Raw genomic sequence first — 26,599 nt, 5'->3', positions numbered from 1 at the left:
ACGAGCCGAGCGCCCCGGGGACTTCCGGAAACCATGCGACGGGAACGAACCTCCCCTCGCGGGGTAGTCCTTTTTGACCTTCCGGTCCCACCACCCGACACATGCTCCACGCCGAAGGGCCACTCCTGACCGTCGACCTCGACGCACGGGAGGCGACGACCGAGGACGTCGACGACACGCTCGCACGATTCATCGGCGGTCGGGGCGTCAACACGGCGCTCGCGTACGACCGCATCCCGTTCGACGCCGACCCGTTCGGACCGGAGAACCGCGTCTACCTCTCGACCGGACCGATGCAGGCCAGCCGCATGAGCTTCACCGGTCGGATGGCGGCCACCGCGCTCTCGCCGCTCACCGGCGGCCTGCTCTCGTCGAACGCCGGCGGCTTCCTCTCGCGGAACTTCGCCGGGACCGGCAACGCGGCCGTCGAACTCGTCGGCGCCGCCGACGAACTGCTCGCGGTCCACGTCCGGGACGACGGGGTCGAGTTCGAACCCGTCCCCGACCTCGCCGGCGCCGAGGTCCCCGAGGTGACCGAGTGGGCCGAGGCCGAACACGACCTGGAGGCCGAACACCTCGCCTGCATCGGCCCCGCAGGGGAGAACCAGGTCCGGTTCGCCTCGGTCATGACCTCGGAGTCGCGGGCGTTCGGCCGCGGCGGCATCGGCGCCGTCCTCGGCGCGAAGAACGTGAAGGCGCTCACCTTCGAGGGCGACGCAGCCCCCGAGATCGACGTCGACGCGACGGCGATGGACGTCCACCGCGAGGCCGCGACGAGCGAACACATCATGAAGCGCCAGGGCACCACCAGCGTCACCGACCTCGCGAACGAGGTGGAGGCGTTCCCGACGCGCTACTTCTCGGAGACGTCCTACGAGAGGGCCGAGTCCATCAACGGCGACGCGGTGGAGTCCAAGAAGTTCAAGAAGGGGACCTGCTCGCAGTGCGCGTTCGCCTGCAAGCTTCCGACGAAGGACGAGGCGGCGGGCGTCGAGACCGAGGGTCCCGAGTTCGAGACGGTGATGTCGTTCGGCGGAAACTGCGACGAGGACGACATCGTCGAGGTGATGCGCTCGAACGAGCAGTGCGACCGCTACGGCCTCGACACCATCTCGGCGGGCGACACCGTCGCCGCGTACCTGGCCAGCGAGGACGCCTTCGGCGACACGGAGTTGATCCACGAACTGGTCGACAAGATCGCCCACCGGGAGGGGATCGGCGACACGCTGGCGGAGGGCGTCGACCGCGTCCACGGCGAACTCGGCGTCGACAACTGGACGGTGAAGGGGATGGACTTCCCGGCCCACGACGGCCGCACGCTCAACGGCCAGGGGCTCTCGTTCGCGGTCGCGAACCGGGGCGCCGACCACATGTACGCGACGTTCTACGCCTACGAGTACCCGCTCGTCTCGAAGGAGGAGGCGTTCGACCCCGAGGGGCTCCCGCCCGAGAAGGTCGAACGCCTGGTGGAGGTCGAGAACACCCGCGCGCTGGAGGACTGCGGCATCGTCTGCCGGTTCTCGCGCGGCATGATGACGCCCGAGCGCTTCGAGGCGCTGTTCGAGGCCGACTACGACGACCTGCTCGCGGTCGGCGACCGGGTCGTCACGCTGGAGCGACGGTTCAACAACGAGCGCGGGTTCTCCCGCGCGGACGACACGCTGCCGTACTCGCTCGACGGGTTCCACGACGCGCTCGACGCCTACTACGACCAGCGGGGCTGGAACCCCGACGGCACCGTCCCGCCGGACGCGGCGAGCGGTGCCACGGGCGAGGCGAGCGCGGACTGACCGCGACCGCTCGTCGAACTGCGGGAGGCGCTTCGGGCTCGCTCGACCGTCCCTCCACCTCGCGCGACGTGACGGGGCTGGAGTAGCTTTATGGTCGATATTCACGACGTTGAACCATGAGAGATCGAATCACGCGTGCGTTGAGTCGTGCGAAGTTCGCGGCCATGGGTGCGGCCGTCGGCGGTGCGCTCGGCGGCCTGATCGGTCGGAACGCCGCCAGCACGGCCGCCGGCGTCGGCGCGCTCGTGGGCGCGACGATCGGCGAGAAACGGACCGCGGTGGAGTCGACGATCGATCAGCTCAAGGAGAGAAAGCGGTCCTGACCGACCCTGCCGGTCTCCTCCGACCCCGCGGCCGAGGTGGGTCCGAGTCGCCCCCGTCGTTCGGGACGGCGGGAGGCGGCCGACTCGACGCGGTCGGGCGCGTCCCCGCCCTCGCGTCGCCGTCCGGACCGTTCCGGGGGACGGATGGGCGAGTTCTTAACGCTGGAGCCGGTACGCCGGTCACATGACGGGGGAGGGGGCCGTGCTCCGGATCGACCCGCACGTCCACTCGGAGGGCTCCTACGACGGTCGCGAACCGGTCGAACTCATCCTCGAGCACGCCAGCGACATCGGCCTCGACGGGGTCGTCGTCACGGACCACGACTCGATCGACGAGTCGCTGCACGCGGCGGAGCTGGCGGACGAGTACGGGCTGGTCGGCATCCCGGGCGTCGAGGTCTCGACCGCGGCCGGCCACCTGCTCGCCATCGGCGTCGAGGAGCGGCCGAGGAAGGGGCGGCCGCTCGAGGAGACCATCGAGACCGTGCGCGACCTCGGCGGGGTCGGCGTCGTCCCCCACCCGTTCCAGCGGAGCCGCCACGGGGTGCGGAAACGCTGGATCGGGGACTGCGACGGCATCGAGGTGTACAACTCGATGGTGTTCACGGGCTATCGGAACCGCCGGGCGAACGCGTTCGCCGAGCGGCGCGGGTACTCGAAGCTCGGGGCGAGCGACGCTCACCACATCCGTAACGTCGGCCGGGCGTACACGGAACTCGGGCTCCCCGACGTCGACCCGGGGACGCCGCCCGCCGAGATCGCCGTCGACGACGTGGTCGAGGCGTTCCGCGTCGGCGAGACCCGGATCCGGGGCCGGCGGACGCCGATCCACCGCAGCGCGCGTCAGTACGCCAAGGGCGCCGTACGGAAGAGCGCCTACCTCCTGACCTCCCGGGTCCCGTACGTGACGCCCCGGCCAGCCTCGATGCGGGACGCCTGACCCGCGCCGCGCCGACGGCAGCGCCGGCGTCGGAGCGAGTAAAAAGACATTACTTGCCGCCTGTCGACGGTTCGACCATGACCTTACGGAAGCCGCCGCTGCGCGACGTCCACGCCGAACGCGGCGCGTCGTTCACCGAGTTCGGCGGCTGGGACATGCCGGTGGAGTTCGACTCCATCAGGGTGGAGCACGAGGCCGTGCGCGAGGCGGCCGGCGTCTTCGACGTCTCCCACATGGGCGAGATCGAGGTCGTCGGGCCGGACGCCACGGCGCTGATGGGGCGGCTCACCACCAACGACGTCACCGCGCTGGAACCGGGCGACGCGCAGTACTCGGCCATCTGCCGCGAGGACGGCGTCATGCTGGACGACACGGTCGTCTACCGATTGCCCGATGAGGGCGGGGAAGACGCGTACCTGTTCGTCCCGAACGCTGGGCACGACGAGGAGGCGTACGACCGGTGGGTCACCCACCGCGACGACGCCGACCTCGACGCCGAGGTGCGGAACGTCACGGAGGACTGGGCGATGCTCGCGGTCCAGGGCCCCGACGCGCCGGACCTGGTCGCGGACGAGGCCGACGCGGACGTCCTCGACCTCTCGAAGTTCACGGCGACGTTTGCCCGCGTCGCGGGCGTCGAGTGCTGGGTGGCCCGGACCGGCTACACCGGCGAGGACGGCTTCGAACTGGTCTGCCCGTGGGGCGACGCGGAGGCGGTCTGGTCGGCGTTCGCGGCGGAGTGCCAGCCCTGCGGGCTCGGCGCCCGCGACACGCTCCGCATCGAGCAGGGGTTCCTCCTCTCCGGGCAGGACTTCCACCCCGGGGAGGAACCGCACACCCCCTACGAGGCAGGCATCGGGTTCGTCGTCGACCTCGACACGGAGTTCGTCGGCCGCGACGCGCTGGGCGAGCAGAAGGGGGGCGGGATCGAGGAGTCGTTCGTCGGCATCGAACTGCGGGAGCGGGGGGTCGCCCGCCACGGCTACGACGTCACCGACGAGGAGGGCGACGTCGTCGGCCGGGTCACCAGCGGCACGATGAGCCCCACGCTCGGCAAGGCGGTCGCGCTCGGCTACGTCCCGACCGACCTCGCCGACCCGGGAGCGCCGGTGCACGTCGTCGTCAGGGGCGAGGAGAAGCGGGCGACCGTCGTCGATACGCCGTTCGAGTGACCGCGGCGGCGATAGTTCTTCCTACCGCTGGCCCCGCCGAGGTCCCCGGACTCTCAGGGGGCGCCGACGACGACCATCCGGCTCCGCTCGTCGAACTCGTACGTCCGGGTCGACGAGGGCGCGACGCGGACCGCGTCGCCCGGGTCGAGGTCGACGTCCTCGCCGTCGACGGTGAGGGTCCCCGAGCCCTCCATCAGGAGATACACCTCCTCGTGGTCCTCCTCCGCGTGGTCGTGTTCCATCCCGCTCCACTCCCCGTCGCCCTCGACGACGGTGAGCCCGAGGCGTTCGCAGTCCAGCGCGTCCCGGAGGAAGTGCATGCCGGGCGCCTGCGGTTCGACGTCGCCGTAGTTCTCCTTCGAGTAGCTCACGTGACAACCATCGTACGGGTCGTCCAAAAGCGCTCCGCCGGTCCGAACGGCCGGCCGTGTGGTCAGACCGACCGCCGAACCGGCGCTGCGGGCCGTCGACCCCGCTCCGGGAAGGTGGGGCTTTTTGGCCGACTCCCGTGAACCTCGACCCGAGACACGATGAGCTTCGACGTGCCCGACGGAAACCGGTACCGCGAGTCCCACGAGTGGGTCTCGACCGAACCGCCCCACCGCGTCGGCATCACCGACTTCGCCCAGGACGAACTCGGCGACGTGGTGTTCGTCGAACTGCCCGACGAGGGCGAGGAACTCGCCGCGGGCGAGGAGTTCGGCGTGGTCGAGTCGATCAAGGCCGTCTCGGACCTGTACGCCCCCGTCTCCGGGGAGGTCGTCGCCGTCAACGAGGCGCTGTTCGACGAGCCGGAACTGGTCAACGAGGACCCGTTCGGCGACGGGTGGATGCTGGAGGTCGACCCGTCCGACGAGTCGGAACTGGAGGACCTGCTCTCCCCCGACGACTACCGCGACCAGATCGAGTGACCAGATACGGCCGGCTCGCGGCCGCGCCCGGCCGGACGCGCCGGTCCGTACGGTTCGCCGGGTCGAGGTAGGCCGCCGTTCGGCCGGCACAGGGACCGCTTACGTCCGGGCCTCCCGCGGTTTCCGGCGTCGTTCCCCCGGCGAGTCCCGTTCGCGTCACCGCGGTGAACGAACGGCCGTCTTTCCCGCGAGTACCCTCCGTATAGCTATTGCGGGCTCGGACGAACGTGGCGGTGGGTGCACCACGATGGCGTACAAGGTAAACTGCGGGCAGGACGACGGCTTCATGGTACAGTCCGAGGACGAAAGCGAGGTCGTCTCCATCGTCAAGCGGCACGCGCAGGAGAAACACGACATGGACGTGAGCGACGACGACGCGCGGGGGATGATCGAGGAGACGTAGGGCGGGTGGAGGAGCGGTAGGGCAGTCGGTCCCTCGCGGAGCGCGTCCCCGCCCGCGTTCACCGCTCCTTCCGGCCGAGTTTCGACCGACGTGCTTCGTTGAGCGCGTCACAGACCCCGCCTTGCCCGCTCATGTTCACCGACGCCAGCCTGGTACGGGCACGGACGTCGTCGAACCGCTCGGCGGTGAGCGCCTCCCCGTCCGGCGTCCCGAACAGGGGGTCGTCCACGTCCGCGAGGAACCCGGTCTCCCGCGCCTTCTCGAGGTACCGAACGAGCGGCCCCGCCTCGACGGCGACGTGAACCGCTCCGTCGCGGAGCGCCAGGCACGCCAAGTCGTCGTCCGGCGACTCACGGTCCCCATCGGGCGACCGGTCCGGCGCCCCGGCCACGTCCGCGGCGGGGCGGCCGACCCCGTCGAGGTCGGCCGGGGTGAGCGACACGATCTGCTCCCGCGACAGGCCGGCTTCGAGGAGCGCCCCGACCGCCTCGTGCTGGCGGGCGAGCCGTGCCTTGTCGTCCAGCTTCGCCCGGACCGCCGAGACGCCGTCCTCGGCGTCGGGAAACGTCTCGGCGAACGAGCGGCGGTCGTTCACGCCCGTCGTTATCTCGTCGGCGTGCACGTGATCGCGGAGGTTCACCCGGACGTCACGGACGTCCCGTAGCGCGTCCAGTTCGTCCCGGACGTCCGTCGCCATCATCCAGGCGAACGCGGGCGAACACCACGCGGTCGGCAGCGTGAACGACACCGCCACGCGGCCGCCGTCGACGGCGACCTCGTCGAGGTAGCCGAGGTCGACGATCGACTCGTCGAGCTCCGGGTCCGTGACCCGCCGGAGCCGTCGTCGCGCCCGCTCGCTGGTGACGGCGGGCCGTGCGTCGGCGCCCATCAGTCGGCGGCGGCGTAGCCGTCGCCGATCCCGAACTCGCGGCTCGCCGCGTCGTCCTCGAACCGGCGTTTCCTCTCCTCGATGTCGATGTCGTAGAGTTCGGCGGCGTTCTCGCCCATGATCTTCCGCTTCGTCTCGAGGTCGAACTCGACGCCGTACTCGTCGCGCTGCTCCTCGGTGAGCTCGGCGTTCATCACGGTCTCGACGAGCCAGTCGGGGTTCCACAGGGCGTAGTCCGAGCCGAACAGCAGGCGGTCCTCCCCGAGCCAGAAGAGGAGCTCGCCCATGATCTCGCCGAACTTCCGCGGGCGGTGGACCGCCAGCGGCGCAGCGACCGCGAGGCCGCCGTAGACGTTCGGCTCCTGGGCGGCGATCCAGCAGAAGTCGTCCAGCCGCGGGAGCCCGACGTGCTCGACGACGAAGTTCAGTTCCGGGAACGAGGTGGCGGCGTCGTCGACGTCGCCGACGTCGAAGGCGTCGCGGTTCAGCGGGCGGATCGTCGGCCCCTTGTGCGGGTGGATGTTCTCGATGCCGAGTTCCGCACACTTGTCGAGGAACTCGAACGCCTCCTCGGAGTCGAGCCGCCATCCCTTCGAGTCCCCGCGCCACTCGGCGGTGTACAGTTTCACGCCCTGGACGTCGTACTCCTCCTTCTGGCGCTCGAGCTCGCGGAGCCCCGGCTCGCCGTCGCGCGGGTCGAACCGGCCGTTGAGCAGGAAGCGCTCCGGATACTGCTCGGCCAGTTCGGCGTTGTCGTCGACGGTGTTGAACCCGGTGTGATAGAAGTCGTTCAGGTACGTCGGCTGGAAGATGCCCATGTCCACCGCGGCGTTCCCGAAGAGGTCCCTCGCCATCCGCTCGGGTCCGTACTTCCGGTACTCCTCGAGGGACCACTGTTCCCCCTCCGGCGTGAATCCCGTGTGGTAGTCGTAGAAGCACTGGATGAACTGTTCACCGCCGTCCGACTTCACGTTCTCCTCGCTCGCGTCCCACAGGTGGATGTGGGAGTCGACGACGAAGACGTCCTCCCCTTCGTGCTCGTACATCCCGTTCGCTAATTGTTCCCAATTATCATGATACTTTCGTCGGGGGGTCCCCGCCCGGGGCGCCCGCGCCCGGGAACTGACAGCGAGCCGTGACAACGACTTTGGTCCCTCGTGTGTCACTAGTTGACATGCAGGCCGCGAGACTCCACGCCTACACCGACGACATGAGCGAGGCCCTCAGCATCGACGAGGTCGACCGGCCGACGCCGACCGAGCCCGGCGGGGTCGTCGTCGAGATCGAGGGGGCGGGGTGGTGCCAGACGGACAACCACGTCATCGAGGGGATGTGGACCGAGTACGTCCCCCAGGAGCTCCCGATGACGCTCGGCCACGAGAACGCGGGGAGGGTGGCGGAGGTCGGCGAGTCGGTGACGACCGTCGAGGTCGGCGACCCGGTCGTCTGCCACCCGGTGATGACGTGCGGGACGTGCCGCCCGTGTCGGCAGGGCGAGGACATGTACTGCGAGAACGTCCAGTTCCCGGGCCTCACCACCGACGGCGGCTTCGCCGAGTTCCTCCTGACGAACGAGCGCGCGGTCGTCCCCCTCCCGGACGGCGTCGATACGACGGACGTCGCGCCCCACGCGGACGCGGGAATCACCGCCTACCACGCCGTCAAGAAGGCGACCCGCGAACTCAACCCCGGCGACGCCGCGGTCGTCGTGGGGATCGGCGGGCTCGGCCACATCGGCCTCCAGTGTCTCGACGCGATGAGCGCCGCGGACGTCGTCGCGCTCGACGTGAAACCGGAAGCGCGCGATCTGGCCGCGGAACTCGGCGCGGACCTCACGGTCGACCCGACCGCCGAGGACGTGGCCGCGGTCGTCGACGACTTCACGGACGGCGTCGGCGCCCACCAGGTGCTCGACTTCGTCGGCGCCGACGAGACGACGGCGCTCGCGCCCGACGTCCTCGCCCAGGGCGGCTCACACCACGTCGTCGGCTACGGCGGGCACGTCCACGAGCCGGCCCAGTCGCTCGTCGACGGCGAGATCGCGTACCGCGGGACGCTCGTCGGGCGGTACGCCGAACTCCAGGAACTCGTCGCGCTCGTCGAGCGGGGGGCGGTCGAACTGCGGACGACGCGGTACGGGCTCGACGAGGTGAACGAGGTCGCGGAGCGGCTCGAACACGGCGAGATCGAGGGGCGGGCCGTCATCGTCCCGTAGCGGTACCGACGCGTGGCGGCCGTTCGGCCCCGAGTGCACCGACGGGCCGCGGTCCAACTGGGGACGACAGCCCCCGTCAGGACGCCCCGCCGTCGGGGCCAGCGTCCGGTCCGTCCGTCCGGATCGGGTCGATCTCCGGCGTGGGGTCCGTGCGCTCGTCGACGAGCGGCAGGCGCCGGAGCTGTTCGGCGTTGAGTTCGGAGATGACGGTGCTGCGCGGGGAGTGGGCCAGTCCCTCCTCGTAGGACTCCTCGACGTCCGCCCTGGTCGCGGCGGTCCGACACCGTACCGTCGTGCCGGTCGCGTCGACGTCCAGGAGGAGGTACGACTGGGGAAACGAGGCGAGCGACGGCGCGATCAGGCCGCGGACGCCCCGGGGTCGGGTGAGCGACAGGAGGTGGACGTGCCCCGAGAGGTGGAGGGGGACGTCGTGGGCCGAGAGGACCTCCGCCAGGGCGTCGGCGTTCCCGACCGGCGGGTGGGGGGCCCAGCCGTCGCCGCCGACGTGTGCTTCGAGCCCCGGCAGGTTGTGGTGGGTCACGACGATCGGATCGGTCGCGTCCGGCAGCGTCGCCTCGAGCCACTCCAACTGGTCCTCGGAGACGACGTCCAGTTCGGGGTCATCTCCCTCGTCCGGGCACATCGCACTGTTCAGGCCGACGACGTCGAGGCCGTCGAGGCGCAGGCGGACCGGGAACCCGTCCTCGGTGAACCGTTCCTCGAACGCCGAGACGGGGAACCCCTTCACGTCGTGGTTGCCGGGAACTGCGAGGACCGGAACGTCGACGTCGTCGAGCGCCGCCTCCGTCCAGTCGAGGTTCTCGGCCTCCCCGTCCTTCGTGAGGTCGCCGGGGACGACGAGGGCGTCGACCCCGAGCGCCTCGACGTCGGCGAGCGTCGCCCGGAACCGTTCGCGGGTTCGGTGGAACAGCTTCCACGTCCCGCGCTCGTCTCCGGCGACGTGGGGGTCGGAGACGACGGCGAGCCGCCGGGGAACCGCGCTCCGCGGTCGATCGAAGCGGGCGACGCACCGCTCGTCCCCCGTGAGGGTCTCGTAGGCGAGGTCGTGAGCGGACCGCTCGCTCGAAAACAGTCGACGGTCGGCGAGTTCCTGAACGTGCATTCGCGCGAACTTGCCGCGATCGAGTGATAAGCGTAACGGCAAAACTATTGCGTTACTCAATAGTATATATAGAAAAATGGCGCCGGGCGCGGTCCCGTCCGTCCCCGCGCTCGTCCCCTCGTTCCGTGTGGCTCCCCCGGTACCTCCGTCCGGGAACGAACGACTCTTGACCGCCCGGTCGTAGGCAAACCCATGGACAGACGTGGACGCGAGGCGGTCCCCGGACGGCACGGACGTGGAATCGGAGGTGGCCGGCGGCGATGAGCGGACGGACGACGGGCACCCCCTTCGCCCCGCACACGCCCGGGACGACCGCGGAGATGCTGGAGGCCGTCGGCGCCGACTCGGAGGCCGACCTGTTCGACATCCCCGAGTCGGTCGCCTTCGACGGGGAGTTCGACGTCCCCGCTCGGAGCGAGCGGGACGTCGTCGCCGACCTCCGGCGGACGTTCGCCCGCAACGACGACCTCGTCGAGTTCCTCGGGCGCGGCCACTACGGCCACTACGTGCCGGCGCTCGTCGACGACCTCTCCTCGCGCTCGGAGTTCCTCACGAGCTACACCCAGTACCAGCCGGAGATCACCCAGGGGTTCCTGCAGGCGCTGTTCGAGTACCAGTCGATGCTGGTGGAGCTGACGGGGCTCCCGGTCGCCAACTGCTCGATGTACGACGCGGCGACCGCGCTCGCCGAGGCTGCTTTGCTCTCCGAGCGCGTGCGCTCGACCTCGGGCGACGTCGTGCTCGTGCCGGAGGCGCTCCGGGACGGGAAGCGCTCGACGCTCGACAACTACGTCGACGGCTCGCCGCTCTCGGTGGAGACGTACCCGTACGACGACGGGAACGTCGACCTCGACGCGCTCGCGGAGCGCCTCGACGGGGACGTCTGTTTCGTCTACGCGGAGAACCCGACGGTCACGGGCGCCATCGAGGAGGGCCTCGACGCGGTCGGGGACCTCGTGGACGACCACGACGCGCTGTTCTGCGTCGGCAGCGACGTCGTCGCGCTCGGTCTGCTCCGGGAACCGGCGTCGGTCGGGGCGGACGTGGTCGTCGGCGAGGCGGGCGCGCTCGGCCTCCCGACGGCCTACGGGATGGGGCTCGGGCTGTTCGCCTGCCGCGAGAAGTTCCTCCGGCAGGTGCCCGGTCGGCTCGTCGGCGCGAGCGAGGACGCCGCCGGGATGCGCGCGTACACCCTGACGCTCCAGACCAGAGAGCAGCACATCCGCAAGCAGCGGGCGACCTCGAACATCTGCACGAACCAGGCGTGGGTCGCGCTCCGGACCGCGATGCACCTCGCGATGCTCGGGGCGTCCGGGCTCGCGGACCTCGCGGAGGACTGCGTCCGGAACGCCCGCGACCTCGCCGCCGACCTGGACGGGATCGAGGGCGTGACCGCGCCGCTGCACGACCGCCACCACGTCCGCGAGTTCGCGGTCGGCGTCGACGGGGCGCCCGCCGTCGCCGAGGGCCTCCGGGAGGCCGGCTACGCGGTCCACGTCCTCGACGACGACACGCTGCAGGTCTGTGTCACCGACCTGAACGCCGGGGAGGCCGACGGGCTGGTCGCGGCGTTCGCGGAGGTGACGGGCCGATGAATCACGCCCGGACGCCGGTCCGGTCTACTTCACGCTCGGCACGGGGGTGCCTCGCGTGAACCACGATCAGGCCCGCTACGGCGACGACGAGCGCTACGAGCCGCTGCTCTCCGAGAAGGACGGGAAGGAGGTCGACCCGGGCGAGGGCTCGATCCTCCCCGACGGGCTGACGCGGGACTCGCTAGAACTGCCGGAGCTCTCGGAGCCGGAGCTGGCCCGCCACTACACCCGGCTCTCCCAGATGAACTGGAGCGTCGAGTCCGGGCCCTACCCGCTGGGCTCGTGTACGATGAAGTACAACCCGACGTTCACGGAGGTCGTCGCGGCCGACCCGAACGCGGCGGTCCACCCCGACCGCGACCCCTCGACGGTCCAGGGCACCCTGGAACTGCTCCACGGCCTGCAGGAGTACCTCGCGGAGGTCGGCGGGATGGACGCCGTGACGCTCCAGCCGCCGGCGGGCGCGGCCGGCGAGTTCGCCGGCATCACGGTCGCGAAGGCGTACCACGACGCGAACGGGAACGACCGGAACGAGGTCGTCGTCCCCGCCTCCGCACACGGGACGAACTTCGCGACCGCCGCGATGGCGGGCTACGACGTGGTCGAACTCCCCTCGGACGAGGACGGCCGGGTCGACGTCGAGGCGCTGGCGGCCGCCGTCTCCGAGGACACCGCGGCGCTCATGCTCACGAACCCGAACACGGTGGGGCTGTTCGAGCGCGACATCGAGGAGATCGCCGGGATCGTCCACGACGCGGGCGGCCTGCTCTACTACGACGGCGCGAACCTCAACGCGCTGCTGGGCCGGGCCCGCCCCGGGGACATGGGGTTCGACGTCATGCACTACAACGTCCACAAGACGTTCGCGACCCCCCACGGCGGCGGCGGTCCGGGCGCGGGCCCGGTCGGGGTCGTCGAGGAGTTGGCCGAGTTCCTCCCGCGACCGCAGGTCCGCGAGGCGCCGACCGCGGCCGACGGGGACGCCGGCGACGGGGGCGACGAGGTCGAGTACGAACTGTTCGACCCCGAGCGCTCCGTGGGGAAGGTCCACGGCTTCCAGGGGAACTGGCTCGTGCTCGTGAAGGCGTACGCGTACATCCACCGCCTCGGCCACGAGGGACTGCTCGACGCCTCCGCGAAGGCGGTGCTCAACGCGAACTACCTCGCGGAACTCGTCGAGTTCGACGTGCCGTACGGCCCGTTCCACCACGAGTTCGCCGCGACCGCCGGCGACCGCGACGCCGCCGACGTGGCAAAGCGGATGCTCGATTACGGCGTCCACCCGCCGACGACGAAGTGGCCCGAGATGGTGCCCGAGGCGATGCTCACCGAGCCGACGGAGGCCGAGAGCAAGTCCTCGCTGGAGGACCTGGCGGCGGCGTTCAACGCCGCGGCCGCGGACGCCGACGGGGAACTGGCGTCGGCCCCCTCGAAGACCACTGCCCGTCGCATCGACCAGGCGGGCGCCGCCCGGAACCCGCGGCTCTCCTGGCGGGCGCTCGACGGGGAGTAGTCTGCCGACGGCGTCCCTCCCGGGTCAGGTCCCCGCAGTCCCTCCGGCGCCCTCCCGTTCGCCGTCCCCCGTCCGCTCGCCGTCCCGATTCACGTGCGCTTCCAGCACGCACGCGAGTTCCTCCCCCGTCGCCTCGCCCGCGTAGAGGAAGTGGGACCCGTCGTCCGTGTCGAGGCGAAGGCGGACGAGCGGCTCTCTCGCGACCACCTCGTTCGCGTACCTGGTGAGCCCCGCGGGCGTGACGAGATCGCGGTCCGAGAGGCGGCGCGCGAGTTCGACCCCGCCGGTCAACACGAGGTACGACCCGAGGATCACGAGGTCCAGCGAGATCCGCTTCGCGTCGTGTACGTCCCTGACCGACACCGACTCGACGCCCCGCAGGTCGGAGTAGGGGACCGTCGTCTCCCCGCCCTCCCCGACGAGCGTCAGCGAATCCGGGCCGAGACGGACCGCCGTCCACGGGTCGCCGAACGGCCCGGGGGGCGCGAGCCGATACGACCCGACCGTGTCGGCCGGGTCCCCCTCGTGGCCGCGTTCGTCGTCGGTCATGGTCGAACTCGGGGCGCCAGCCTCGTAGTCGTTTTCCGGAGTTCGCGTCCGGTCGTCCCGGAGCGGAGGCCGAATCCGCCGAAGCAGCGAGCCGCGTGCTACCGGTTCCCAATAAAACGACCTTCAGGACCCAAAACCCATTAAAGAATATTATCATTATCGTTCATTACCTTTATCTTCCGCTCCCCGGACTTCCCTGACGAGGTGCAACCGATGGGCGTACACACCCGTTCCGCCGACGCACGCACCGCACGACCGGACGAACCCGAACCACCGACACCACCCGAACGAGAATGCAGTTGACCTTCGACCTGAACCCCACGACCGACATCGACCGCACCGACGACCGAGAACCGAGCCGCTTCGACGCCGAGCGAAGCGGCCCGACCGCGACGCGGGGGCGACGCGGATGACTCGCCCCGCACCGACCGACCGGCAGGCCGCCCGGACCGACGAGGAGGGGGCGCCGCTGGTCCCCGACCTCGGCGGGCGCGACCGGTCGGGGGAACGCGGCCCTCGACCCGGCCGCCCGCGACGACCCGACCCGTTCGAACTCGATCTCATGGAGGACGCCGAATGAACCCCACCGAACTCGAAACCGACACGTACGTCCGCGACGTCGACAACCCGAAGGGCCGCGAACTGCGCGAGAAGCTCGACGAACAGGAGTTCGTCTTCGCGCCCGGGCTGTACCACGCGCTCGACGCCCGCCTCGCCGAGATGGCGGGGCTCGACGCCGCCTACATGAGCGGCTACTCGACGGTCCTCGGCCAGTTCGGCTTCCCGGACCTGGAGATGGTGACGATGACCGAGATGGTCGAGAACGCGAAGCGCATCGTCGAGGCGACGACGCTCCCCGTCGTCGCCGACTGCGACACCGGCTACGGCGGCACGCACAACGTCCGTCGGGCCGTGCGCGAGTACGAGAAGGCCGGCGTCGCCGCCGTCCACATCGAGGACCAGACGACGCCCAAGCGCTGTGGCCACATCGCGGGCAAGCGGATCGTGTCCCGCGAGGAGGCCCGCTCCCGGTTCGAGGCCGCCGTCGACGCCCGGCAGTCCGAGGACACCGTCGTCATCGCCCGCACCGACGCCTACGGCTCCGCGAACGGCGACTGGGAGGAGCACCTCGAACGCGGCCGCATCTACGCCGACGCCGGCGTCGACCTGGTCTGGCCGGAGATGCCCGACCCATCGCGCGAGGACGCGGTCGCGTACGCCGAGACGATCCACGAGACGCACCCGGAGCTGAAGCTGGCGTTCAACTACTCCTCCTCGTTCGCGTGGAGCGAGGAGGACGACCCGCTCACGTTCCGGGAACTGGGCGACCTCGGCTACGAGTACATCTTCATCACGCTGTTCGGGCTCCACTCGGGCGCCCACAGCGTGTACGAGGACTTCGCGAAGCTCGCGGAGGCCGACGAGGAGGCGCAGTTCGACCTCGAGGAGCGGTACCTCGGCCACGAGACCGAGAGCCACCACGAGCTCTCGTTCGTCGACCGGTTCCAGGAGATCGAGACGCGGTTCGACCCCGAGGCGCGCGAGCGCATCGAGTCCTCGGAGGGCTTCAGCGACGAGCAGTCGGACCCCATCTCCTCCGGGGGAACGGGCGAGGAGTCCGCCCCCGCGGAGTCCGACGAGGAGCCCGTGCCGTCGGAGTCGGACGACTGACCGAACGGAGGTCGGACACCGGATCGACCTCGAACGGCCGGGCGGAAACCCGAGCCCGACCGTCCGTCCGGTCCCACCCAATCGCTCGCCTCCTCCCGACCGCTACCGGCGGCCTCGTGCCGGGCGACCGAACGCGATCGTCGCAGTCGGTTACCCGTCGTTCTCCGCGTCGAACCGACAGTACCCCAGGTCGGCCACGGTCCCGGTCAGGGAGACGTCGTCCGGTTCGACGACCGCGAGCACGTCGAAGTGGGACTCGCCGATCCGAACCGGATCGGTGACTTCGTCCTCGACGCGACCGCCGTCCGTGACGGTGATCCGCAGTTCGTGGGTTCCGACCCGGTGCGTCCGCCCGAACTCGACCTCGCCACCCGGCCACAGGTCACGGGACTCGTCGATCAGGACCGTCCCGTCGTCGGCCACGAGTTCGACCGTCACCGTCCGCTTGCCGTCCCGCGTCTGTTCCACGCTCACGGGGCGGGGGTTCGGGAGCGCCTTCGGTTCGACGGGTCTGAGTTCGAGCACCTCCCGGTCGCCTTCGACGGCCAGGGTCGGGTCGTAGTACGTCTCCTCGACGGAGACGTACGACCCGTCGACGTCCATCGCCTCCCGGAGGAACACCCGGTCGGACTCGTAACGACCGTCGAGGGCGGCGTCGATCTCGGCCCGAACCTCCTCGGGGAACTGGTCGTACGGGATCACCTCCCGGGGACACTCCTCGTAGCGACGGTCCCCGGGTTCGCCGGGGGTTCCGGTCCCGTCGTCGTCCGGAGTTCCGTCGCCGTCGGGAGTGTCGGTTCCGTCGCCGTCCGGTCTCCCGTCGCCGCCGGCCGCCGACAGACAACCCGGAAGCGACAGCAGTCCGGCACCGACGGCGGCCTGGAACGTCCGTCGTCGCATACCGGTGCTACACCGACCGCGGCCAAGTAGTTCGTGTAGGGCCAAACGACCCTTTGTGCCACCGCGAGCACCTGGGACCCGATCGGTCACGTTCGGTACCGTCGGCTGGCGGTCCCGTGCCGACCGGCGGAACTACGTCGCCACCACGAGAGCGAACGGGACGTGAACGACGGAGCTATCGGCCCCGCGAGGGACCCCTCCCGTCGGAGTCGGACGAGTGAGCGGCCCGGAACGGCGACGAAACCCGCGCGGCGAGAGTCGAGGTCCCGTCGCCCGGGCGGGGCCTCCCCGAACCGCCGCTTCGCCGCGAGCACGCCTCGAACTCGCCGGAACCCTCCCGAGGACGCTCCACGACGAAACCCTTACCGCGGCGTCGGCATGACGGGTACAGTGGGGAACCCGTGAGCGAAAGCTACATCGCCGAGATCACCGTCACCCATCCCGACCTCCCGCTGGCCCCGACCATCGACGCCGTCTCGGACGTGACCGTCGAGTTGGAGTCACAGCCGCTCTCAGATCCGCAGGCGCCCACCCTGTTTTACTCCGTGAAGGGCCCCGACTTCGGGGCCTTCGAATCGGCGCTCGCGGACGACCGCACCGTGCGCGAGTGGCACGTTCCGGTGTCGATCGCCGAGTGTCGGGTCTATCGGATCCGCTTTCGACCCTGCGTCAAAGTTCTCACGCCCAAGACGATCGACCTGGGCGTGCGCGTCCTCTCCGCGACGAACGCCGAACGAGGGTGGACCTTCCGACTACACTCCCCCGACAAGGCGAAACTCGGCGCGTACTGGGAGTACTGCCGCGGGGAGGGGGTACGCTTCGAGATCAACAAACTGTACAGTACGGGCGCGATGACCGAGCTGCCGGACGGACGGAGCAGCACGGCGGGGCTGACGGACCGCCAGCGGGAAGTCGCCCGCACCGCGACGCGAATGGGGTACTACGAGACGGACGGCGCCAGCGCCGAGGAGGTGGCCGCCGAACTCGACATCTCGCCGTCGACGCTCTCGACGCACCTCCGAAGGGCCACGGCGAAGGTGTTCGGGCAACTGTTCCGGGAGGACTGACGCGAGGCGGTTCGCCCGTCGGAGCCGTCGCGTGGTCGAACGCCCGCCCCGACATAAAGGGGGGAACAGTTCGACGGTGAACTTGAGTCCCCGAAGCGGCGAGAGGGAACGTCGATGCAAGAGCCACGTACGGTACGCCCGACCGCTACCGCGACGGATCGACCGAGTCTGGACGTCGTCGATCTGATCGCCGACCGCGAGGGGACGTGCCCCACCGACCTGTCTCCCCCGCTCAACTCCGTCGTCGACCCCGACGCGCTGGATTCGCTCTTCCGTTCGTCTACCCGGGAGGACTCGCCGGCGATCGGAGCCGTTTCCTTCACCTACTGCGGCTACGACGTCCACGTTCGAAGCGACGGCGAGGTCTCGGTCACCCCGACCTGAACGCCTCGCTCGGCTGCTGCTCGGTGTCCTCGGACGTCGATCGGAGTCCGTCCCCGAACAGGGAGGGGTCGACGGCCGCCCGACCGGCGGAACTACGTCGGCCGGGGGCGAGGCGACCGAGTATGGACGGCGGACTAGACGACGGTAGCGCCGGTCCGGGCCGGGCGCCGTCGGACCCGGCGGCTCCGGAGGGCGGCGAGAGCACGCTCGACCCGGGCGGGGGAACGACCGACGGTGGCGAGGACGCGTCCGAGGAACCCACGGTCGAGGACCTGCTCGACCAGCTAGAGACGCTGGAGGAGACGGTCGACGAACCCGAGGAGGTCCGTGAGGTGCGGGCCGCGATGCGGACCGCGACGCGGCTCTCGCGGCCGACGGTGTTCGGCCGCGTCGTCCGCGGCTTCGACAGGAGCGACCTCGCGGAGGCGCTGCTGGGGAGCGTCATCTTCGGCGCGCCGATGCTCGTCGAGGGCGGGACCCAGGAGGTCGGCACGTACCTCGCGGCGAACCCCGCGTACATGGTCGGGACGGCGGCGTTCACCGTCGCGGTCGTCGTCGGCATCATCTACGTGGCGGACTTCCAGGACGTCCGCGTCGACGAGCCCATCCTCGGCGTGGTACCGCGGCGACTCGTCGGCGTCCTCGGCGTCGCGACGCTGACCGCCACGGTCGGCCTGACCGTCTGGGGGCGCATCACGTGGGCGGACCCGGCGTTCGCGCTGGGGAACGTGCTCGCCGTGCTGGTGCCGATGTCGGTCGGCGCGGCGCTCGGGGACCTGCTGCCGGGATGATCCGTGACGACTCGCGGACCTGCAGGTGTGACCCGCGATGACTCGGGAACGGGACGGGCGCGGAAGAACGGGGGCGGCGACCGGATGTCGGGGCGATTACGCGTCGGCGCGGGAGGAGTCGATGTCGGCCCCGTCGTCGATGCGGACGAAGCCGTAGTCGCACTCCGGGCAGCGCCACTTCGTCTTCTCGCCGAGGTGCAGTTGCATGCTGGCGGTCCGCCAGAACGTCCGCGACCCCCCACAGCGCGGGCAGTCGTGTTCCAGCTCGAGGCTCATACGTCGACGTAGCTCCGGCGAACGTTTCAAGACTCCGATTGTGGGGCGGTAGCCCCGCGGAAACCGACGCGTTCATCCTCCGCCGCGAGCCACCCCCGGACGTGCAGCGAACCGTGACGGAGGCGACGTACGCCGGCGCCCTGCTCGCGGTCGCCGGGACGCTCGCCTGGATCACGGGCCGACCGCTCGTCTTCCCGAGCCTCGGCCCCTCCGCGTACCTCCTGGCGGCCGATCCGGGGTCGACGACCGACCGCGAACTGCTCGGCGGGCACGCGGTCGGCGTCCTCGCCGGACTCGCCTCGTACCACTCGCTCGCGGCCGGCAGCGGGATCTTCGGTGGCTTCGCGGCGGGCGGGACGGTCGCGGCCCACCTGATCGCGAGCGCCGTCGCCTCCGTCGTCCTCACCACGGCCGGGATGGCGCTCACGGACACCAGACACGCGCCCGCCTGCGCGACGACGCTCATCGTCTCGCTCGGTCTGCTCCCCACGCTGGCGGACGCGCTCGTCATCGCGGTCGGGGTGAGCGGGCTGTACGCCGCCTCCGTGGTCGCGGACCGGTTCGGGCTCTCGCCGTCGGAACGGTAGGCAAAAGCCCCCGCCGGCCGACGCCCCGGCCGTGACCTTCGAGACGACCGTTCAGCCCCGGTACCGCGACCTCGACCCGATGGGCCACGTCAACAACGCGGTGTACGCCACCTACCTCGAGCACGCGCGGACGGCGTTCTTCCGCGAGGCCGTCGGCAGGGACCTGGCGGACGCGAACGTCGCGCTCGCGTCGCTCTCGATCGAGTTCCGACGCTCGATCGACCGCCTCGGCGAGGTCACCGTGGAACTGGCGGTGGTCGACCTGGGCACGACGAGCGCGACGCTGTCGTACGACCTCCGACTGGACGGCGAGACGGCGGCGACCGCCGAGTCGGTGCAGGTCGCGCTGGACGACGAGGGGGCGCCGACGCCGATCCCGGCCGACGTCCGCGAGGCGTTCGAGCGACATCCGGAGTGACGACTCGCCGCGGGGTCGACGGGTGCGGTGGCCCCCGGTCCGATCCCCTCCGGCTCGAACGTCGGCCGCCCCTCCGCCGTTCGATCGCCCGACGGCTACTCCGCCGGGAACGGCGCCTCCATCTCGCCGACGTCGAGGAGGACGCCGGTGCCGTCGTCGTCGATCGACTCGATCTCCCCCACGATGACGAGCTTCGAGACCGGCGTCGGTCCGACCACGATCGGGTCACCGACCGAGAACCCCTCGACGGGCCGCTCGAAGCGGACCCGCGCCCGGCAGCGATCCGGGTCGTGGACGTCGGTGAGGTCGATCTCGTCGACGGTCACGGTGACGCGCTCGTAGTCGCGCGCGACGATGAGCCGCTGGGGGTCCTCGAGGTCCTGGTAGTCGAGGACGTCGTACGCCTCATGGGTCGGCTTGTAGCCGCCCTTCGGGCCGGGGATCCCGTTCACCAGGCCGAGCGCCGTGAGGCTCTGGATCTGGTTGCGGATGCTCCCCGCCGTCCGCCCGACCGCTTCCGCGATGACCTCCCCCCTCACGGGCGATTCCGTCGCCCGGTGCTCCTCGATCAGGGCCGCGAGTATCTCCCGCTGGATCCCGTTCAACTCGATCCGGTTCACACTCGAACTGATGGCCGTTCGTATAAGTATCTGTGGAACGGGACAATCATCGGGGTCCGCACGCGAAGACAACTGACCGTATCTTTCGTTCTGAGCGGAACGAGTGATGGTTCCGGAACCTCGTCGACCGCTCGCCCGTTCGAGCCCCGTCGACGTCGGTCAGCTCCCCGTCCACCCCACCCCGTCGGGGCCGGGGCGCAGGGGGCGACGCCGCTTGTGTCGGCTCCCGGCGTGCCGGGCGATCACCCGTTCGACGAGGTCCGCCTCGACCCCGAGCGCCGCCGCGGTCGCGTCGACGTCCAGGTTCGACTCGACCGCGGCGGCGAGCACCCGGTCGACCGTCTCCACCGGGGCGTCGAGGCTCCGTTCGTCGGCGTACCCGGTCCACAGGTTACCCCGCGAGGGCTTCTCCGCGACGAACTCGGGGACGTCGAGGCGTTCCGCCAGCGCTCGAACCTCCGTCTCGAACAGGCTCCCCAGCGGGTGGAGGTCGGCCGCGCCGTCCCCGTACTTCGTCGGATCCCCCAGCAGGCGGTCAGTCCGCGTGACCGACCCGACGACCAGCCGGCCGGTGGCGTTCGCGAGGTAGTAGGCGCAGGTCATCCTGAGCCGGGCGACGACGTTCATCGTGGCGACGGTGTCGGCCGACGGGGCAAGTTCGGCCCCGACGGTCCCCCGGAACGCCTCGAACAGCGGCCGGAGCTGGACGTCGACGGCCTCGATGCCGAGCAGGTCCGCAACCGCCTCGGCGTCGCGGGCGTCCGCCTCGCTGCTGAGCGAGCAGGGCAACACGAGCCCGACGACGTCGTCCGCGCCGAGCGCGTCGACCGCGACCGTCGCCGCCACGGTCGAGTCGAGGCCGCCGCGGAGCACCACGACGACGCCCTCGGCCCCGCTCCGGTCGACGACCGACCGGACGAACGCCGTCGCCCGCCCGTGGGTCGACGCGAGTTCGTCCGCGTCGGTTCCGAACGGGCGGCGCGGCTCCGCCGGCCCGGCGTCGGGGGCGTCCGTCCCGCCGCCGGTCACCCGCTCCAGTCTCCCTGGATGTCGTCCCCGATGCGGTCCCGCCACTGCTCGAAGCGGGACGCGCACTCGGGCGCCTCGTCGATGTGGTCGACGAACCCTGCGCCGGGCGAACTCAGCCGGCCGCCACAGAACGGGCAGCTGTTCGGGTCGGTCCACGTTTCGGTGGCTGACATGGAACCTACTCGTTTCCGATTCCAGATAAAGTTTGCCCGATAACGGGACAAACACGATAATATCTATTTCATCTCATCAAATACGTTCGTCCTATCTCCGAACTTTCGTAGCAACGGAGGAAATAGGGCGGTTTCGTTCGAACGTGGTCAGTCGTCGCCGGTTTGCCGCGGCGATACTGAACGCCCGTGAACGAACGGCTGCAGGAGGTGGGCGAGTCGCCATCGGATCGACGTCGTCCGTCGTCGGCAGGGGCGACGACGGGCGATCAGGCCGTCGGTCTACCGCCCGCCGCTTCGGCCGAGTTCCTCGCCTTTGGTCACGCCCGGGTCGTGCCTCCGGAACCACTCGGTCAACTCCTCCAGCCGGTGGGTCGCCCGCTTCGGCTTCCCGACGTCGTGGTGCTCGTTCGGGTAGATCACCAGTTTCGCGTCGACGCCCCGCTTCCGGACGCTGACGTAGAGCTGTTCGGCCTGCGTCGGCGGGCAGCGCCAGTCCTCCTCGCCCGCCGTGATCAGCAGCGGCGTGTCGATCTCGTCGACCCGGGTGATCGAGGAGACGTCGCGGTACGTCGCCTCGTTCTCCCATGGCATCCCGAACTCCCACTCGTGCCAGTTGTGGTTGTCGTCGGTGCCGAAGTTCGAGTAGAAGTCGTAGATGCCGTGTTCGGGCGCGGCGGCGGCGAACTCGTCGGTCCGGGTGACCACGTGGGCGGTCGTGATGCCGCCGTAGCTGAAGCCGGTACAGAACAGTCGGTCCGGGTCCGCGACGCCGGCGGCGACGAGGTGGTCCATCGCCGAGACGACGTCGTCGGACTCGAGGTCGCCCCGGCTCCCCTTCAGCGACTCCGAGAACTCGCGGCCGTACGAGGTCGATCCGCGGTAGTTCGGTTTGACGACGACGTACCCCCGGCCCGTCCAGTAGGCGTTGGCGAAGCGGAATCCCGGCGCGTCGTAGCTCATCGGCCCGCCGTGGATGGAACAGACGGCGGGCGCGGGACCGTCCTCGTCGGGGTCGAAGCCGGTCGGGTAGTACACCACCGCCTCGACCCGCTCGCCGTCGGAGTTCTCGTAGCCCACGACGTCACAGTCGGGAAGCGGGGCGTCCGCGACCCAGTCGGCGTTGAGGCTCGTCAGCCGGCGGATGGGTTCCCCCGTCCCGCCGTCGCGGAGTTCGCCCGCGTCGAGCGCGAACGCTTGCGGGGTGTCGTCGGCGGTCGTGAGCCCCAGCGCGACCGTGTCGCCGGCGAGGTCGAACGCCGAGACGGTGCGGTGGCGACCCTGCCGCTCGTAGGCCCGCCGGGGCTCGCCGTCCAGCGGGAGCACCGCCAGGCGGGTCCACGCCTCGTCGGCGATGGGCGAGACCACGTGCTCGTCGTCCAGCCAGGCCGGTCGGCCGCCGCCGAGCGGGAGCGTCCGGTCGAGGGACGCCGAGAGCGACTCGCGATCCGCGCCCGCCTCGTCCGACGCGGCGTACACCTCGGTCGGCTCGTACCAGTTCTCCGGGTTCCCCCCGGCGAACGCCAGGCGGGTGCCGTCGGGGCTCCACGTCGGGACCGAGCAGCGCAGCGACGCGTCGGTGAGCCGCCGGAGGTCGGCGCCGTCCGGGGCGACGGTGAACACGTCGACCGCCCCGTCGTCGTCCGGGTCGTCGGCGCTCGACCGGCAGAACGCGATGCGGTCGGTCGCCCCCCACGCCGGCTGGAGCCCCATCAGGGGTTCGCCGGAGCCGGCGCCGTAGGCATCGTCGAGCCGCTCGGTCTCGCCCGACTCCCGGTCGACCACGAACAGGTACGTCGTCACGTCGTCCAGCCAGCCGGCGCCGTCGTACTTGTGCTGCAGTCGCGTGACCTCGATCGGCCCGTCCTCCTCGCGCCGGTCAAGGTACTCCGCCTCCTCGTCGGTCGGGTCGCGCGCGGAGACGACGAGGCGGTCCCCCTCGGGGCCGAAGTCGAACTCGCGGACGCCGCGCTCGAAGTCGGTCTCCTGGCGGGCGTCGCCGCCCCGAGCCAGGTCGAACGTCCACACCTGCGACCTCGGGTCGTCGTCGGTCCGGCCGCCGCCCCAGTTCGACCCGCCGTCCTCGCCGTCGTCGGATCCGTCTGCGCCCTCGCTCCCGTCGTGGTCGTCCCCGCTCCGACCCGCCCGCCGGTCGAGGTCCGTCTCGCGGGCGGCGAGAAAGCCCAGGGTGTCGCCGTCGGGCCCCCACGTCGGCGCGGAGGCGGCGGAGGCGCGCGTGAGCCTGTGCGGGTCCCGCGAGCCGTCGGTCGGGACGACGTACAGGCCGGTCCGGGACTCGTCGGCGTCGGGGTCCGACTCGCTCGCGAGGAACGCGAGCCGGTCGCCGTCGGGCGAGAGCGCGAGGTCGGTGAGGAGGCGGAGGTCGTAGAACTCCTCGAGATCGATCCGTTCGTCCATGCGGACGGCCTCGGAGAGCGGTCACTTCACGGTTCGGGAACGGGAACGCGGCACGGCGTCCATCCGGCCCGCTGCGATCCGATCCGGAAACGGGCGGTCGTTCACTTGCGCCCCCGCCCGGCGTCCTGCCGCCGCCGGATGCCGGCCATCGCGGACACGTACCCCTCCAGGTCGACGGTGTCGACGCTCCAGGACGCCCCCGTGACCCGGCGAAATCGACGCCGCCAGTCGCGGGCGACGGCGCGTTCGACGCCTCGATCGACGATCCGGTCGCGGAACGACGGCCGCGTCGACGGGTCGGTCCGGGCGGCCCTCGCCGCCTCGGGGGTCACGACCCCGTCCTCGACGGCCTTCACCACGACCCCGTTCGCGAGGTCGCCCTCCGCGAGTTCGCGCTCCCAGGTCGTGAGCCAGTTGCCGACGCGCGCGACCGACTCGGCGAGCGCGACCGCCTCCCGAACGGCGGGCTCCTCCGTGGGGTCGAACGTCGGCGAGTACGTGAGATCCACCGTCGCGAGCGGGTCCATGCACATCGTCGGCGCCTGCGCGTGGAGACACTCCTCGTAGGTCACCGCGGCCGGGTTCGCCGCCGCGTGGGCGCCGTGTCGGAGGCCGGCGCAGGCCCACCGGACGTCGCGGACGAGCGTGTCCAGGCGGGCGTCCGCGCGCGGCGCCCCCTCGAGGTGGTCGAGCAGGGCCGTCCACGCGTCGGCCGCGACCCGGACCGCCGGGTCGGAACCGGCGCTCGGCTCGCGGTCGCGCCGCGGGACGGCGGCGGCGGCCTCGAACGCCGCGTCGTCCTCCCGGCGGTCGGCGAGGTCGTTGAGCGCGGTCACGTACACCAGCAGGAGGAGTCGCGCCTCGTCCGCCGGCTCCGTCAGGCTCGGGGGGACCGAACTCAGACGGAACGTCGGGAGCGCGTCGTCGAGCCACCCCCAGACGTACCGCCCGCGCTCCGGAACCGTCTCGAGGTAGCGCTCGACGAGACGTTCGACGTCTGCGGGGAGCGACCGCTCGCGCAGCGCCCTCACGTCGGACGCGTCCGTCGATTCGGAATCCGGGTCCATCCCTCGCCGAACCTTTCATTTCGATCGGAAAAAGCATGGGGAGAAGTCGGACCTCCGTCCGACGCGGGGCTGACTGTTCTCGCGTTCGGTAGGGGGAGACCGCGTTCCGTCGCGCCCCGGAGCGGCGCCGTGATGGATCGGGCGCGCCTCCGGAGGTGCGCTCCGGGGGCGTGCCGGGGTCGGCGTCGAACCGGGGGCTTCCGCGCCGGGACACGGAACAGCCCTCGCGCGCCGGTCCCGTCCCTCGGGCGAAGCTACTTCCCCGCGCTCGCCCAACCCAGCGACATGTCCATCACGCTGTACGCGCTGGACGGCTGTCCGTGGTGTGAGAAGGTCCACGACGCGCTCGAGGCGGCGGAGATCGACTACGAGACGGAGTGGGTGGCGGCGCTCCACTCCGAACGCGACGGGGTCAAGCGCGTGAGCGGACAGCGCGCCGTTCCGGTGCTCGTCGACGAGGAGCGCGGCGTGACGATGAACGAGTCCGCGAACGTCCTCGAGTACGTCGACTCGACGCTGGCGTCGTCATGAAGGTGTACACGGGACGGGGCGACGAGGGGAAGACGGACCTCAAGGACATGTCCCGCGTCTCGAAGACGTCGCCCCGGATCGAGGCGTACGGCACCGTCGACGAGGCGAACGCGCTCGTCGGGACCGTCAGGCCGACCGGATACGAGGACGTGGACCGGATGCTTCGAACGGTCCAGAACCACCTCCACGTCGTCCAGGCGGACTTCGCGAACCCGGATCCCGACGGGGACGACCCGGTGGTGAGGGAGGAACACACCGAACGACTGGAGGACTGGATCGACGAACTCGACGAGGAGCTGGAGCCGCTCACCCACTTCGTGCTCCCGTCCGGGAGCGACGCCGGGGCGACCCTCCACCACGCCCGGGCGGTCTGTCGCCGGGCCGAGCGCCGGGCGGTCGCGCTCGCGAACGACGAGGAGGTGAACGGGGAGGCCATCGCCTATCTCAACCGGCTCTCGGACGCGCTGTTCACCTTCGCACGCGTGGTGAACCGGCGCGACGGCGAACCCGAGGACCGGCCGACGTACTGAGTCGGACGGCGGCCCCAGCTCGGCGTCGCGGTTCCCACGGTTCGTCCCGCCGGGCGCGGTCACCCGACGTCGCCGTCCCAGCGGTCACTTCGATTCCACGGGAAGTCCGCTGTAGCGTGAATAGCGCCCCTGACACCCGACGCGTCGACCGACGGTCGAGACGCCGGAGGCGAGCGCGCGTTGGATCGGAACGGGGACGCCGGCGAACGCCAGTTCCTCCCGGAACTCGTCCGCGACGACCGCGAGCTGGAGCGGCCCCGGAAGCCCCCAGCGTCGCGTCTTCCCGTCGCGGGCGAGCCCATACATCGTCTCGAAGAGCGTTCTGGCGTCCAGCGCGGGCCGCATCTCGATGACCGCGTGCGTCTCGGTCGGCGCGTCGTTCCAGACGGTGTGGGGCGTTCCGGCGAGGATCGCGAACCGCGACCCCGGCGTCGCCGTCCACTCGTCGCCGTCGATCCTGACGCCGAGCCGACCCGACTCGATCGTGAACCGCTCCTCCTGGCGCGGATGGACATGGTCGACCTTCCCCATCGCGTACCCGCCCGGCTCCAGGTAGTAGTCGAACCGAAGCGCCCCGTCGGTCGCCCCCCTGAACTCGATGCGTTCGCCCGTCGCCGGGTTCTCGATGGATTCGGTCACGTCGGTGCGGGTGGCTCCGCGCCGTCGTGGCTCCCCGGCGGCCAGGCGACGTACGTCGGCGAGCCGCGCGACGTGGTG

General features: G+C 70.8%; 31 protein-coding genes. 18 read left to right on the top strand and 13 right to left on the bottom strand.

Annotated elements, in window-relative coordinates; genetic code table 11:
• Positions 1-101: 101 nt before the first annotated feature.
• From HUG12_RS18660 to gcvT, 4 genes are all read left to right on the top strand, one after another.
• Positions 102-1,790: an aldehyde ferredoxin oxidoreductase family protein gene (locus tag HUG12_RS18660; protein WP_179270224.1), complete on the top strand. Its 1,689-nt coding sequence runs from the start codon at positions 102-104 to the stop codon at positions 1,788-1,790.
• A gap of 116 nt (positions 1,791-1,906) precedes the next feature.
• Positions 1,907-2,113 carry a hypothetical protein gene (locus HUG12_RS18655; protein ID WP_179270223.1) on the top strand — a complete coding sequence of 69 codons (207 nt, stop codon included), beginning with the start codon at positions 1,907-1,909 and terminating at the stop codon, positions 2,111-2,113.
• A gap of 184 nt (positions 2,114-2,297) precedes the next feature.
• Positions 2,298-3,053: a PHP-associated domain-containing protein gene (locus HUG12_RS18650; RefSeq protein ID WP_179270222.1), complete on the top strand. Its 756-nt coding sequence runs from the start codon at positions 2,298-2,300 to the stop codon at positions 3,051-3,053.
• 77 nt (positions 3,054-3,130) lie between these two features.
• Positions 3,131-4,225, top strand: coding sequence for a glycine cleavage system aminomethyltransferase GcvT (gcvT, locus tag HUG12_RS18645; RefSeq protein ID WP_179270221.1), 1,095 nt, complete (start codon positions 3,131-3,133; stop codon positions 4,223-4,225).
• A gap of 53 nt (positions 4,226-4,278) precedes the next feature.
• On the opposite strand, the gene HUG12_RS18640 is transcribed toward gcvT, so the two are convergent.
• The gene (locus HUG12_RS18640) at positions 4,279-4,596 is read right to left on the bottom strand and encodes a cupin domain-containing protein (RefSeq protein ID WP_394354268.1); all 318 of its coding nucleotides are present in this window, start codon (positions 4,594-4,596) and stop codon (positions 4,279-4,281) included.
• Between the two features lie 159 nt (positions 4,597-4,755).
• On the opposite strand from HUG12_RS18640, the gene gcvH reads away from it, so the two are divergent.
• Together gcvH and HUG12_RS18630 are read left to right on the top strand one after the other, a co-directional pair.
• On the top strand, positions 4,756-5,136 hold the full coding sequence (gene gcvH / locus HUG12_RS18635) for a glycine cleavage system protein GcvH (protein ID WP_179270220.1): 381 nt from the start codon (positions 4,756-4,758) through the stop codon (positions 5,134-5,136).
• Between the two features lie 247 nt (positions 5,137-5,383).
• On the top strand, positions 5,384-5,539 hold the full coding sequence (locus HUG12_RS18630) for a DUF1059 domain-containing protein (protein ID WP_179270219.1): 156 nt from the start codon (positions 5,384-5,386) through the stop codon (positions 5,537-5,539).
• Positions 5,540-5,597: 58 nt separating this feature from the next.
• Here HUG12_RS18630 and HUG12_RS18625 read toward each other — a convergent pair whose 3' ends face one another.
• Together HUG12_RS18625 and HUG12_RS18620 are read right to left on the bottom strand one after the other, a co-directional pair.
• A complete protein-coding gene (locus HUG12_RS18625) occupies positions 5,598-6,428 on the bottom strand; it encodes an iron-sulfur cluster assembly protein (protein WP_179270218.1) in 831 nt (276 codons plus the stop codon).
• The gene (locus HUG12_RS18620; protein ID WP_179270217.1) at positions 6,428-7,474 is read right to left on the bottom strand and encodes an amidohydrolase family protein; all 1,047 of its coding nucleotides are present in this window, start codon (positions 7,472-7,474) and stop codon (positions 6,428-6,430) included. The genes HUG12_RS18625 and HUG12_RS18620 overlap by 1 nt, the downstream gene beginning before the upstream one ends.
• A 128-nt stretch (positions 7,475-7,602) precedes the next feature.
• On the opposite strand from HUG12_RS18620, the gene HUG12_RS18615 reads away from it, so the two are divergent.
• Positions 7,603-8,643, top strand: a complete 1,041-nt coding sequence (locus HUG12_RS18615; protein WP_179270216.1) for an NAD(P)-dependent alcohol dehydrogenase — start codon at positions 7,603-7,605, stop codon at positions 8,641-8,643.
• A gap of 76 nt (positions 8,644-8,719) precedes the next feature.
• Here HUG12_RS18615 and HUG12_RS18610 read toward each other — a convergent pair whose 3' ends face one another.
• The gene (locus HUG12_RS18610) at positions 8,720-9,766 is read right to left on the bottom strand and encodes a metallophosphoesterase family protein (RefSeq protein WP_179270215.1); all 1,047 of its coding nucleotides are present in this window, start codon (positions 9,764-9,766) and stop codon (positions 8,720-8,722) included.
• A 260-nt stretch (positions 9,767-10,026) separates the two neighbouring features.
• On the opposite strand from HUG12_RS18610, the gene gcvPA reads away from it, so the two are divergent.
• Together gcvPA and gcvPB are read left to right on the top strand one after the other, a co-directional pair.
• Positions 10,027-11,361: an aminomethyl-transferring glycine dehydrogenase subunit GcvPA gene (gene gcvPA, locus HUG12_RS18605; protein ID WP_179270214.1), complete on the top strand. Its 1,335-nt coding sequence runs from the start codon at positions 10,027-10,029 to the stop codon at positions 11,359-11,361.
• 55 nt (positions 11,362-11,416) lie between these two features.
• Positions 11,417-12,874: an aminomethyl-transferring glycine dehydrogenase subunit GcvPB gene (gcvPB, locus tag HUG12_RS18600; protein ID WP_179270213.1), complete on the top strand. Its 1,458-nt coding sequence runs from the start codon at positions 11,417-11,419 to the stop codon at positions 12,872-12,874.
• A gap of 24 nt (positions 12,875-12,898) precedes the next feature.
• Here the strand turns inward: gcvPB and HUG12_RS18595 are convergent, their stop codons facing one another.
• Positions 12,899-13,423 carry a hypothetical protein gene (locus HUG12_RS18595; protein WP_179270212.1) on the bottom strand — a complete coding sequence of 175 codons (525 nt, stop codon included), beginning with the start codon at positions 13,421-13,423 and terminating at the stop codon, positions 12,899-12,901.
• Between the two features lie 409 nt (positions 13,424-13,832).
• Here HUG12_RS18595 and HUG12_RS18590 point away from each other — a divergent pair, with 409 nt between their 5' ends.
• Both HUG12_RS18590 and aceA read left to right on the top strand, forming a co-directional pair.
• Entirely contained in the window at positions 13,833-14,003 is a 171-nt protein-coding gene (locus HUG12_RS18590) for a hypothetical protein (RefSeq protein WP_179270211.1), read from the top strand.
• A complete protein-coding gene (gene aceA / locus HUG12_RS18585) occupies positions 14,000-15,094 on the top strand; it encodes an isocitrate lyase (protein ID WP_179270210.1) in 1,095 nt (364 codons plus the stop codon). The genes HUG12_RS18590 and aceA overlap by 4 nt, the downstream gene beginning before the upstream one ends.
• Before the next feature lie 150 nt (positions 15,095-15,244).
• Here aceA and HUG12_RS18580 read toward each other — a convergent pair whose 3' ends face one another.
• Entirely contained in the window at positions 15,245-15,994 is a 750-nt protein-coding gene (locus tag HUG12_RS18580) for a hypothetical protein (RefSeq protein WP_179270209.1), read from the bottom strand.
• Positions 15,995-16,395: 401 nt separating this feature from the next.
• Between HUG12_RS18580 and HUG12_RS18575 the strand changes: the two genes are divergently transcribed.
• The 3 genes from HUG12_RS18575 (at position 16,396) to HUG12_RS18565 (ending at position 18,236) form a co-directional block, all read left to right on the top strand.
• Positions 16,396-17,061 carry a helix-turn-helix domain-containing protein gene (locus tag HUG12_RS18575; protein ID WP_179270208.1) on the top strand — a complete coding sequence of 222 codons (666 nt, stop codon included), beginning with the start codon at positions 16,396-16,398 and terminating at the stop codon, positions 17,059-17,061.
• Positions 17,062-17,175: 114 nt separating this feature from the next.
• A complete protein-coding gene (locus HUG12_RS18570) occupies positions 17,176-17,445 on the top strand; it encodes a HalOD1 output domain-containing protein (RefSeq protein WP_179270207.1) in 270 nt (89 codons plus the stop codon).
• Between the two features lie 122 nt (positions 17,446-17,567).
• Positions 17,568-18,236 carry a DUF2391 family protein gene (locus HUG12_RS18565; RefSeq protein ID WP_179270206.1) on the top strand — a complete coding sequence of 223 codons (669 nt, stop codon included), beginning with the start codon at positions 17,568-17,570 and terminating at the stop codon, positions 18,234-18,236.
• A gap of 96 nt (positions 18,237-18,332) precedes the next feature.
• Here the strand turns inward: HUG12_RS18565 and HUG12_RS18560 are convergent, their stop codons facing one another.
• Entirely contained in the window at positions 18,333-18,512 is a 180-nt protein-coding gene (locus HUG12_RS18560) for a DUF7838 family putative zinc beta-ribbon protein (protein WP_179270205.1), read from the bottom strand.
• A gap of 101 nt (positions 18,513-18,613) precedes the next feature.
• Between HUG12_RS18560 and HUG12_RS18555 the strand changes: the two genes are divergently transcribed.
• Positions 18,614-19,099 (top strand): HPP family protein, encoded by a 486-nt coding sequence (locus HUG12_RS18555; protein WP_179270204.1) that lies wholly within the window; start codon positions 18,614-18,616, stop codon positions 19,097-19,099.
• Positions 19,100-19,130: 31 nt separating this feature from the next.
• On the top strand, positions 19,131-19,517 hold the full coding sequence (locus tag HUG12_RS18550; protein WP_179270203.1) for an acyl-CoA thioesterase: 387 nt from the start codon (positions 19,131-19,133) through the stop codon (positions 19,515-19,517).
• Between the two features lie 95 nt (positions 19,518-19,612).
• Here HUG12_RS18550 and HUG12_RS18545 read toward each other — a convergent pair whose 3' ends face one another.
• The 5 genes from HUG12_RS18545 to HUG12_RS18525 form a co-directional block, all read right to left on the bottom strand.
• Positions 19,613-20,137 carry an HTH domain-containing protein gene (locus HUG12_RS18545; RefSeq protein ID WP_179270202.1) on the bottom strand — a complete coding sequence of 175 codons (525 nt, stop codon included), beginning with the start codon at positions 20,135-20,137 and terminating at the stop codon, positions 19,613-19,615.
• A gap of 159 nt (positions 20,138-20,296) precedes the next feature.
• Entirely contained in the window at positions 20,297-21,166 is an 870-nt protein-coding gene (nadE, locus tag HUG12_RS18540) for an NAD(+) synthase (protein ID WP_179270201.1), read from the bottom strand.
• Complete coding sequence (locus HUG12_RS18535) at positions 21,163-21,339, bottom strand: DUF7501 family protein (protein ID WP_179270200.1); 177 nt, start codon at positions 21,337-21,339, stop codon at positions 21,163-21,165. Before HUG12_RS18535 ends, nadE begins: the two co-directional genes overlap by 4 nt.
• Before the next feature lie 279 nt (positions 21,340-21,618).
• Positions 21,619-23,754, bottom strand: a complete 2,136-nt coding sequence (locus HUG12_RS18530) for a S9 family peptidase (protein ID WP_179270199.1) — start codon at positions 23,752-23,754, stop codon at positions 21,619-21,621.
• Positions 23,755-23,855: 101 nt separating this feature from the next.
• Entirely contained in the window at positions 23,856-24,821 is a 966-nt protein-coding gene (locus HUG12_RS18525) for a terpene synthase family protein (protein ID WP_179270198.1), read from the bottom strand.
• A gap of 285 nt (positions 24,822-25,106) precedes the next feature.
• Between HUG12_RS18525 and HUG12_RS18520 the strand changes: the two genes are divergently transcribed.
• Complete coding sequence (locus HUG12_RS18520; protein WP_179270197.1) at positions 25,107-25,352, top strand: glutathione S-transferase N-terminal domain-containing protein; 246 nt, start codon at positions 25,107-25,109, stop codon at positions 25,350-25,352.
• Positions 25,349-25,882: a cob(I)yrinic acid a,c-diamide adenosyltransferase gene (locus HUG12_RS18515; protein WP_179270196.1), complete on the top strand. Its 534-nt coding sequence runs from the start codon at positions 25,349-25,351 to the stop codon at positions 25,880-25,882. The genes HUG12_RS18520 and HUG12_RS18515 overlap by 4 nt, the downstream gene beginning before the upstream one ends.
• Positions 25,883-25,966: 84 nt before the next feature.
• On the opposite strand, the gene HUG12_RS18510 is transcribed toward HUG12_RS18515, so the two are convergent.
• Positions 25,967-26,521, bottom strand: a complete 555-nt coding sequence (locus HUG12_RS18510; protein WP_179270195.1) for a cupin domain-containing protein — start codon at positions 26,519-26,521, stop codon at positions 25,967-25,969.
• Between the last annotated feature and the right edge of the window lie 78 nt (positions 26,522-26,599).

The sequence above is a fragment of the Halorarum salinum genome, from assembly GCF_013402875.1.
Lineage (GTDB): Archaea > Halobacteriota > Halobacteria > Halobacteriales > Haloferacaceae > Halorarum > Halorarum salinum.
This window is presented reverse-complemented; position numbering and strand designations above follow the sequence as displayed.

Excerpts from the sequence above, each read along its gene's own strand:
- HUG12_RS18590 (WP_179270211.1), top strand. The coding sequence starts at position 13,833 with ATGACTCGCCCCGCACCGACCGACCGGCAGGCCGCCCGGACCGACGAG.
- HUG12_RS18580 (WP_179270209.1), bottom strand. The coding sequence starts at position 15,994 with ATGCGACGACGGACGTTCCAGGCCGCCGTCGGTGCCGGACTGCTGTCG.
- HUG12_RS18655 (WP_179270223.1), top strand. The coding sequence starts at position 1,907 with ATGAGAGATCGAATCACGCGTGCGTTGAGTCGTGCGAAGTTCGCGGCC.
- HUG12_RS18625 (WP_179270218.1), bottom strand. The coding sequence starts at position 6,428 with ATGGGCGCCGACGCACGGCCCGCCGTCACCAGCGAGCGGGCGCGACGA.
- HUG12_RS18630 (WP_179270219.1), top strand. The coding sequence starts at position 5,384 with ATGGCGTACAAGGTAAACTGCGGGCAGGACGACGGCTTCATGGTACAG.
- gcvH (WP_179270220.1), top strand. The coding sequence starts at position 4,756 with ATGAGCTTCGACGTGCCCGACGGAAACCGGTACCGCGAGTCCCACGAG.
- HUG12_RS18565 (WP_179270206.1), top strand. The coding sequence starts at position 17,568 with ATGGACGGCGGACTAGACGACGGTAGCGCCGGTCCGGGCCGGGCGCCG.
- HUG12_RS18615 (WP_179270216.1), top strand. The coding sequence starts at position 7,603 with ATGCAGGCCGCGAGACTCCACGCCTACACCGACGACATGAGCGAGGCC.
- HUG12_RS18610 (WP_179270215.1), bottom strand. The coding sequence starts at position 9,766 with ATGCACGTTCAGGAACTCGCCGACCGTCGACTGTTTTCGAGCGAGCGG.
- HUG12_RS18535 (WP_179270200.1), bottom strand. The coding sequence starts at position 21,339 with ATGTCAGCCACCGAAACGTGGACCGACCCGAACAGCTGCCCGTTCTGT.
- HUG12_RS18650 (WP_179270222.1), top strand. The coding sequence starts at position 2,298 with ATGACGGGGGAGGGGGCCGTGCTCCGGATCGACCCGCACGTCCACTCG.
- HUG12_RS18595 (WP_179270212.1), bottom strand. The coding sequence starts at position 13,423 with ATGACCGACGACGAACGCGGCCACGAGGGGGACCCGGCCGACACGGTC.
- HUG12_RS18570 (WP_179270207.1), top strand. The coding sequence starts at position 17,176 with ATGCAAGAGCCACGTACGGTACGCCCGACCGCTACCGCGACGGATCGA.
- aceA (WP_179270210.1), top strand. The coding sequence starts at position 14,000 with ATGAACCCCACCGAACTCGAAACCGACACGTACGTCCGCGACGTCGAC.
- HUG12_RS18560 (WP_179270205.1), bottom strand. The coding sequence starts at position 18,512 with ATGAGCCTCGAGCTGGAACACGACTGCCCGCGCTGTGGGGGGTCGCGG.
- HUG12_RS18530 (WP_179270199.1), bottom strand. The coding sequence starts at position 23,754 with ATGGACGAACGGATCGATCTCGAGGAGTTCTACGACCTCCGCCTCCTC.
- HUG12_RS18515 (WP_179270196.1), top strand. The coding sequence starts at position 25,349 with ATGAAGGTGTACACGGGACGGGGCGACGAGGGGAAGACGGACCTCAAG.
- HUG12_RS18520 (WP_179270197.1), top strand. The coding sequence starts at position 25,107 with ATGTCCATCACGCTGTACGCGCTGGACGGCTGTCCGTGGTGTGAGAAG.
- HUG12_RS18660 (WP_179270224.1), top strand. The coding sequence starts at position 102 with ATGCTCCACGCCGAAGGGCCACTCCTGACCGTCGACCTCGACGCACGG.
- HUG12_RS18525 (WP_179270198.1), bottom strand. The coding sequence starts at position 24,821 with ATGGACCCGGATTCCGAATCGACGGACGCGTCCGACGTGAGGGCGCTG.
- gcvT (WP_179270221.1), top strand. The coding sequence starts at position 3,131 with ATGACCTTACGGAAGCCGCCGCTGCGCGACGTCCACGCCGAACGCGGC.
- gcvPA (WP_179270214.1), top strand. The coding sequence starts at position 10,027 with ATGAGCGGACGGACGACGGGCACCCCCTTCGCCCCGCACACGCCCGGG.
- HUG12_RS18620 (WP_179270217.1), bottom strand. The coding sequence starts at position 7,474 with ATGTACGAGCACGAAGGGGAGGACGTCTTCGTCGTCGACTCCCACATC.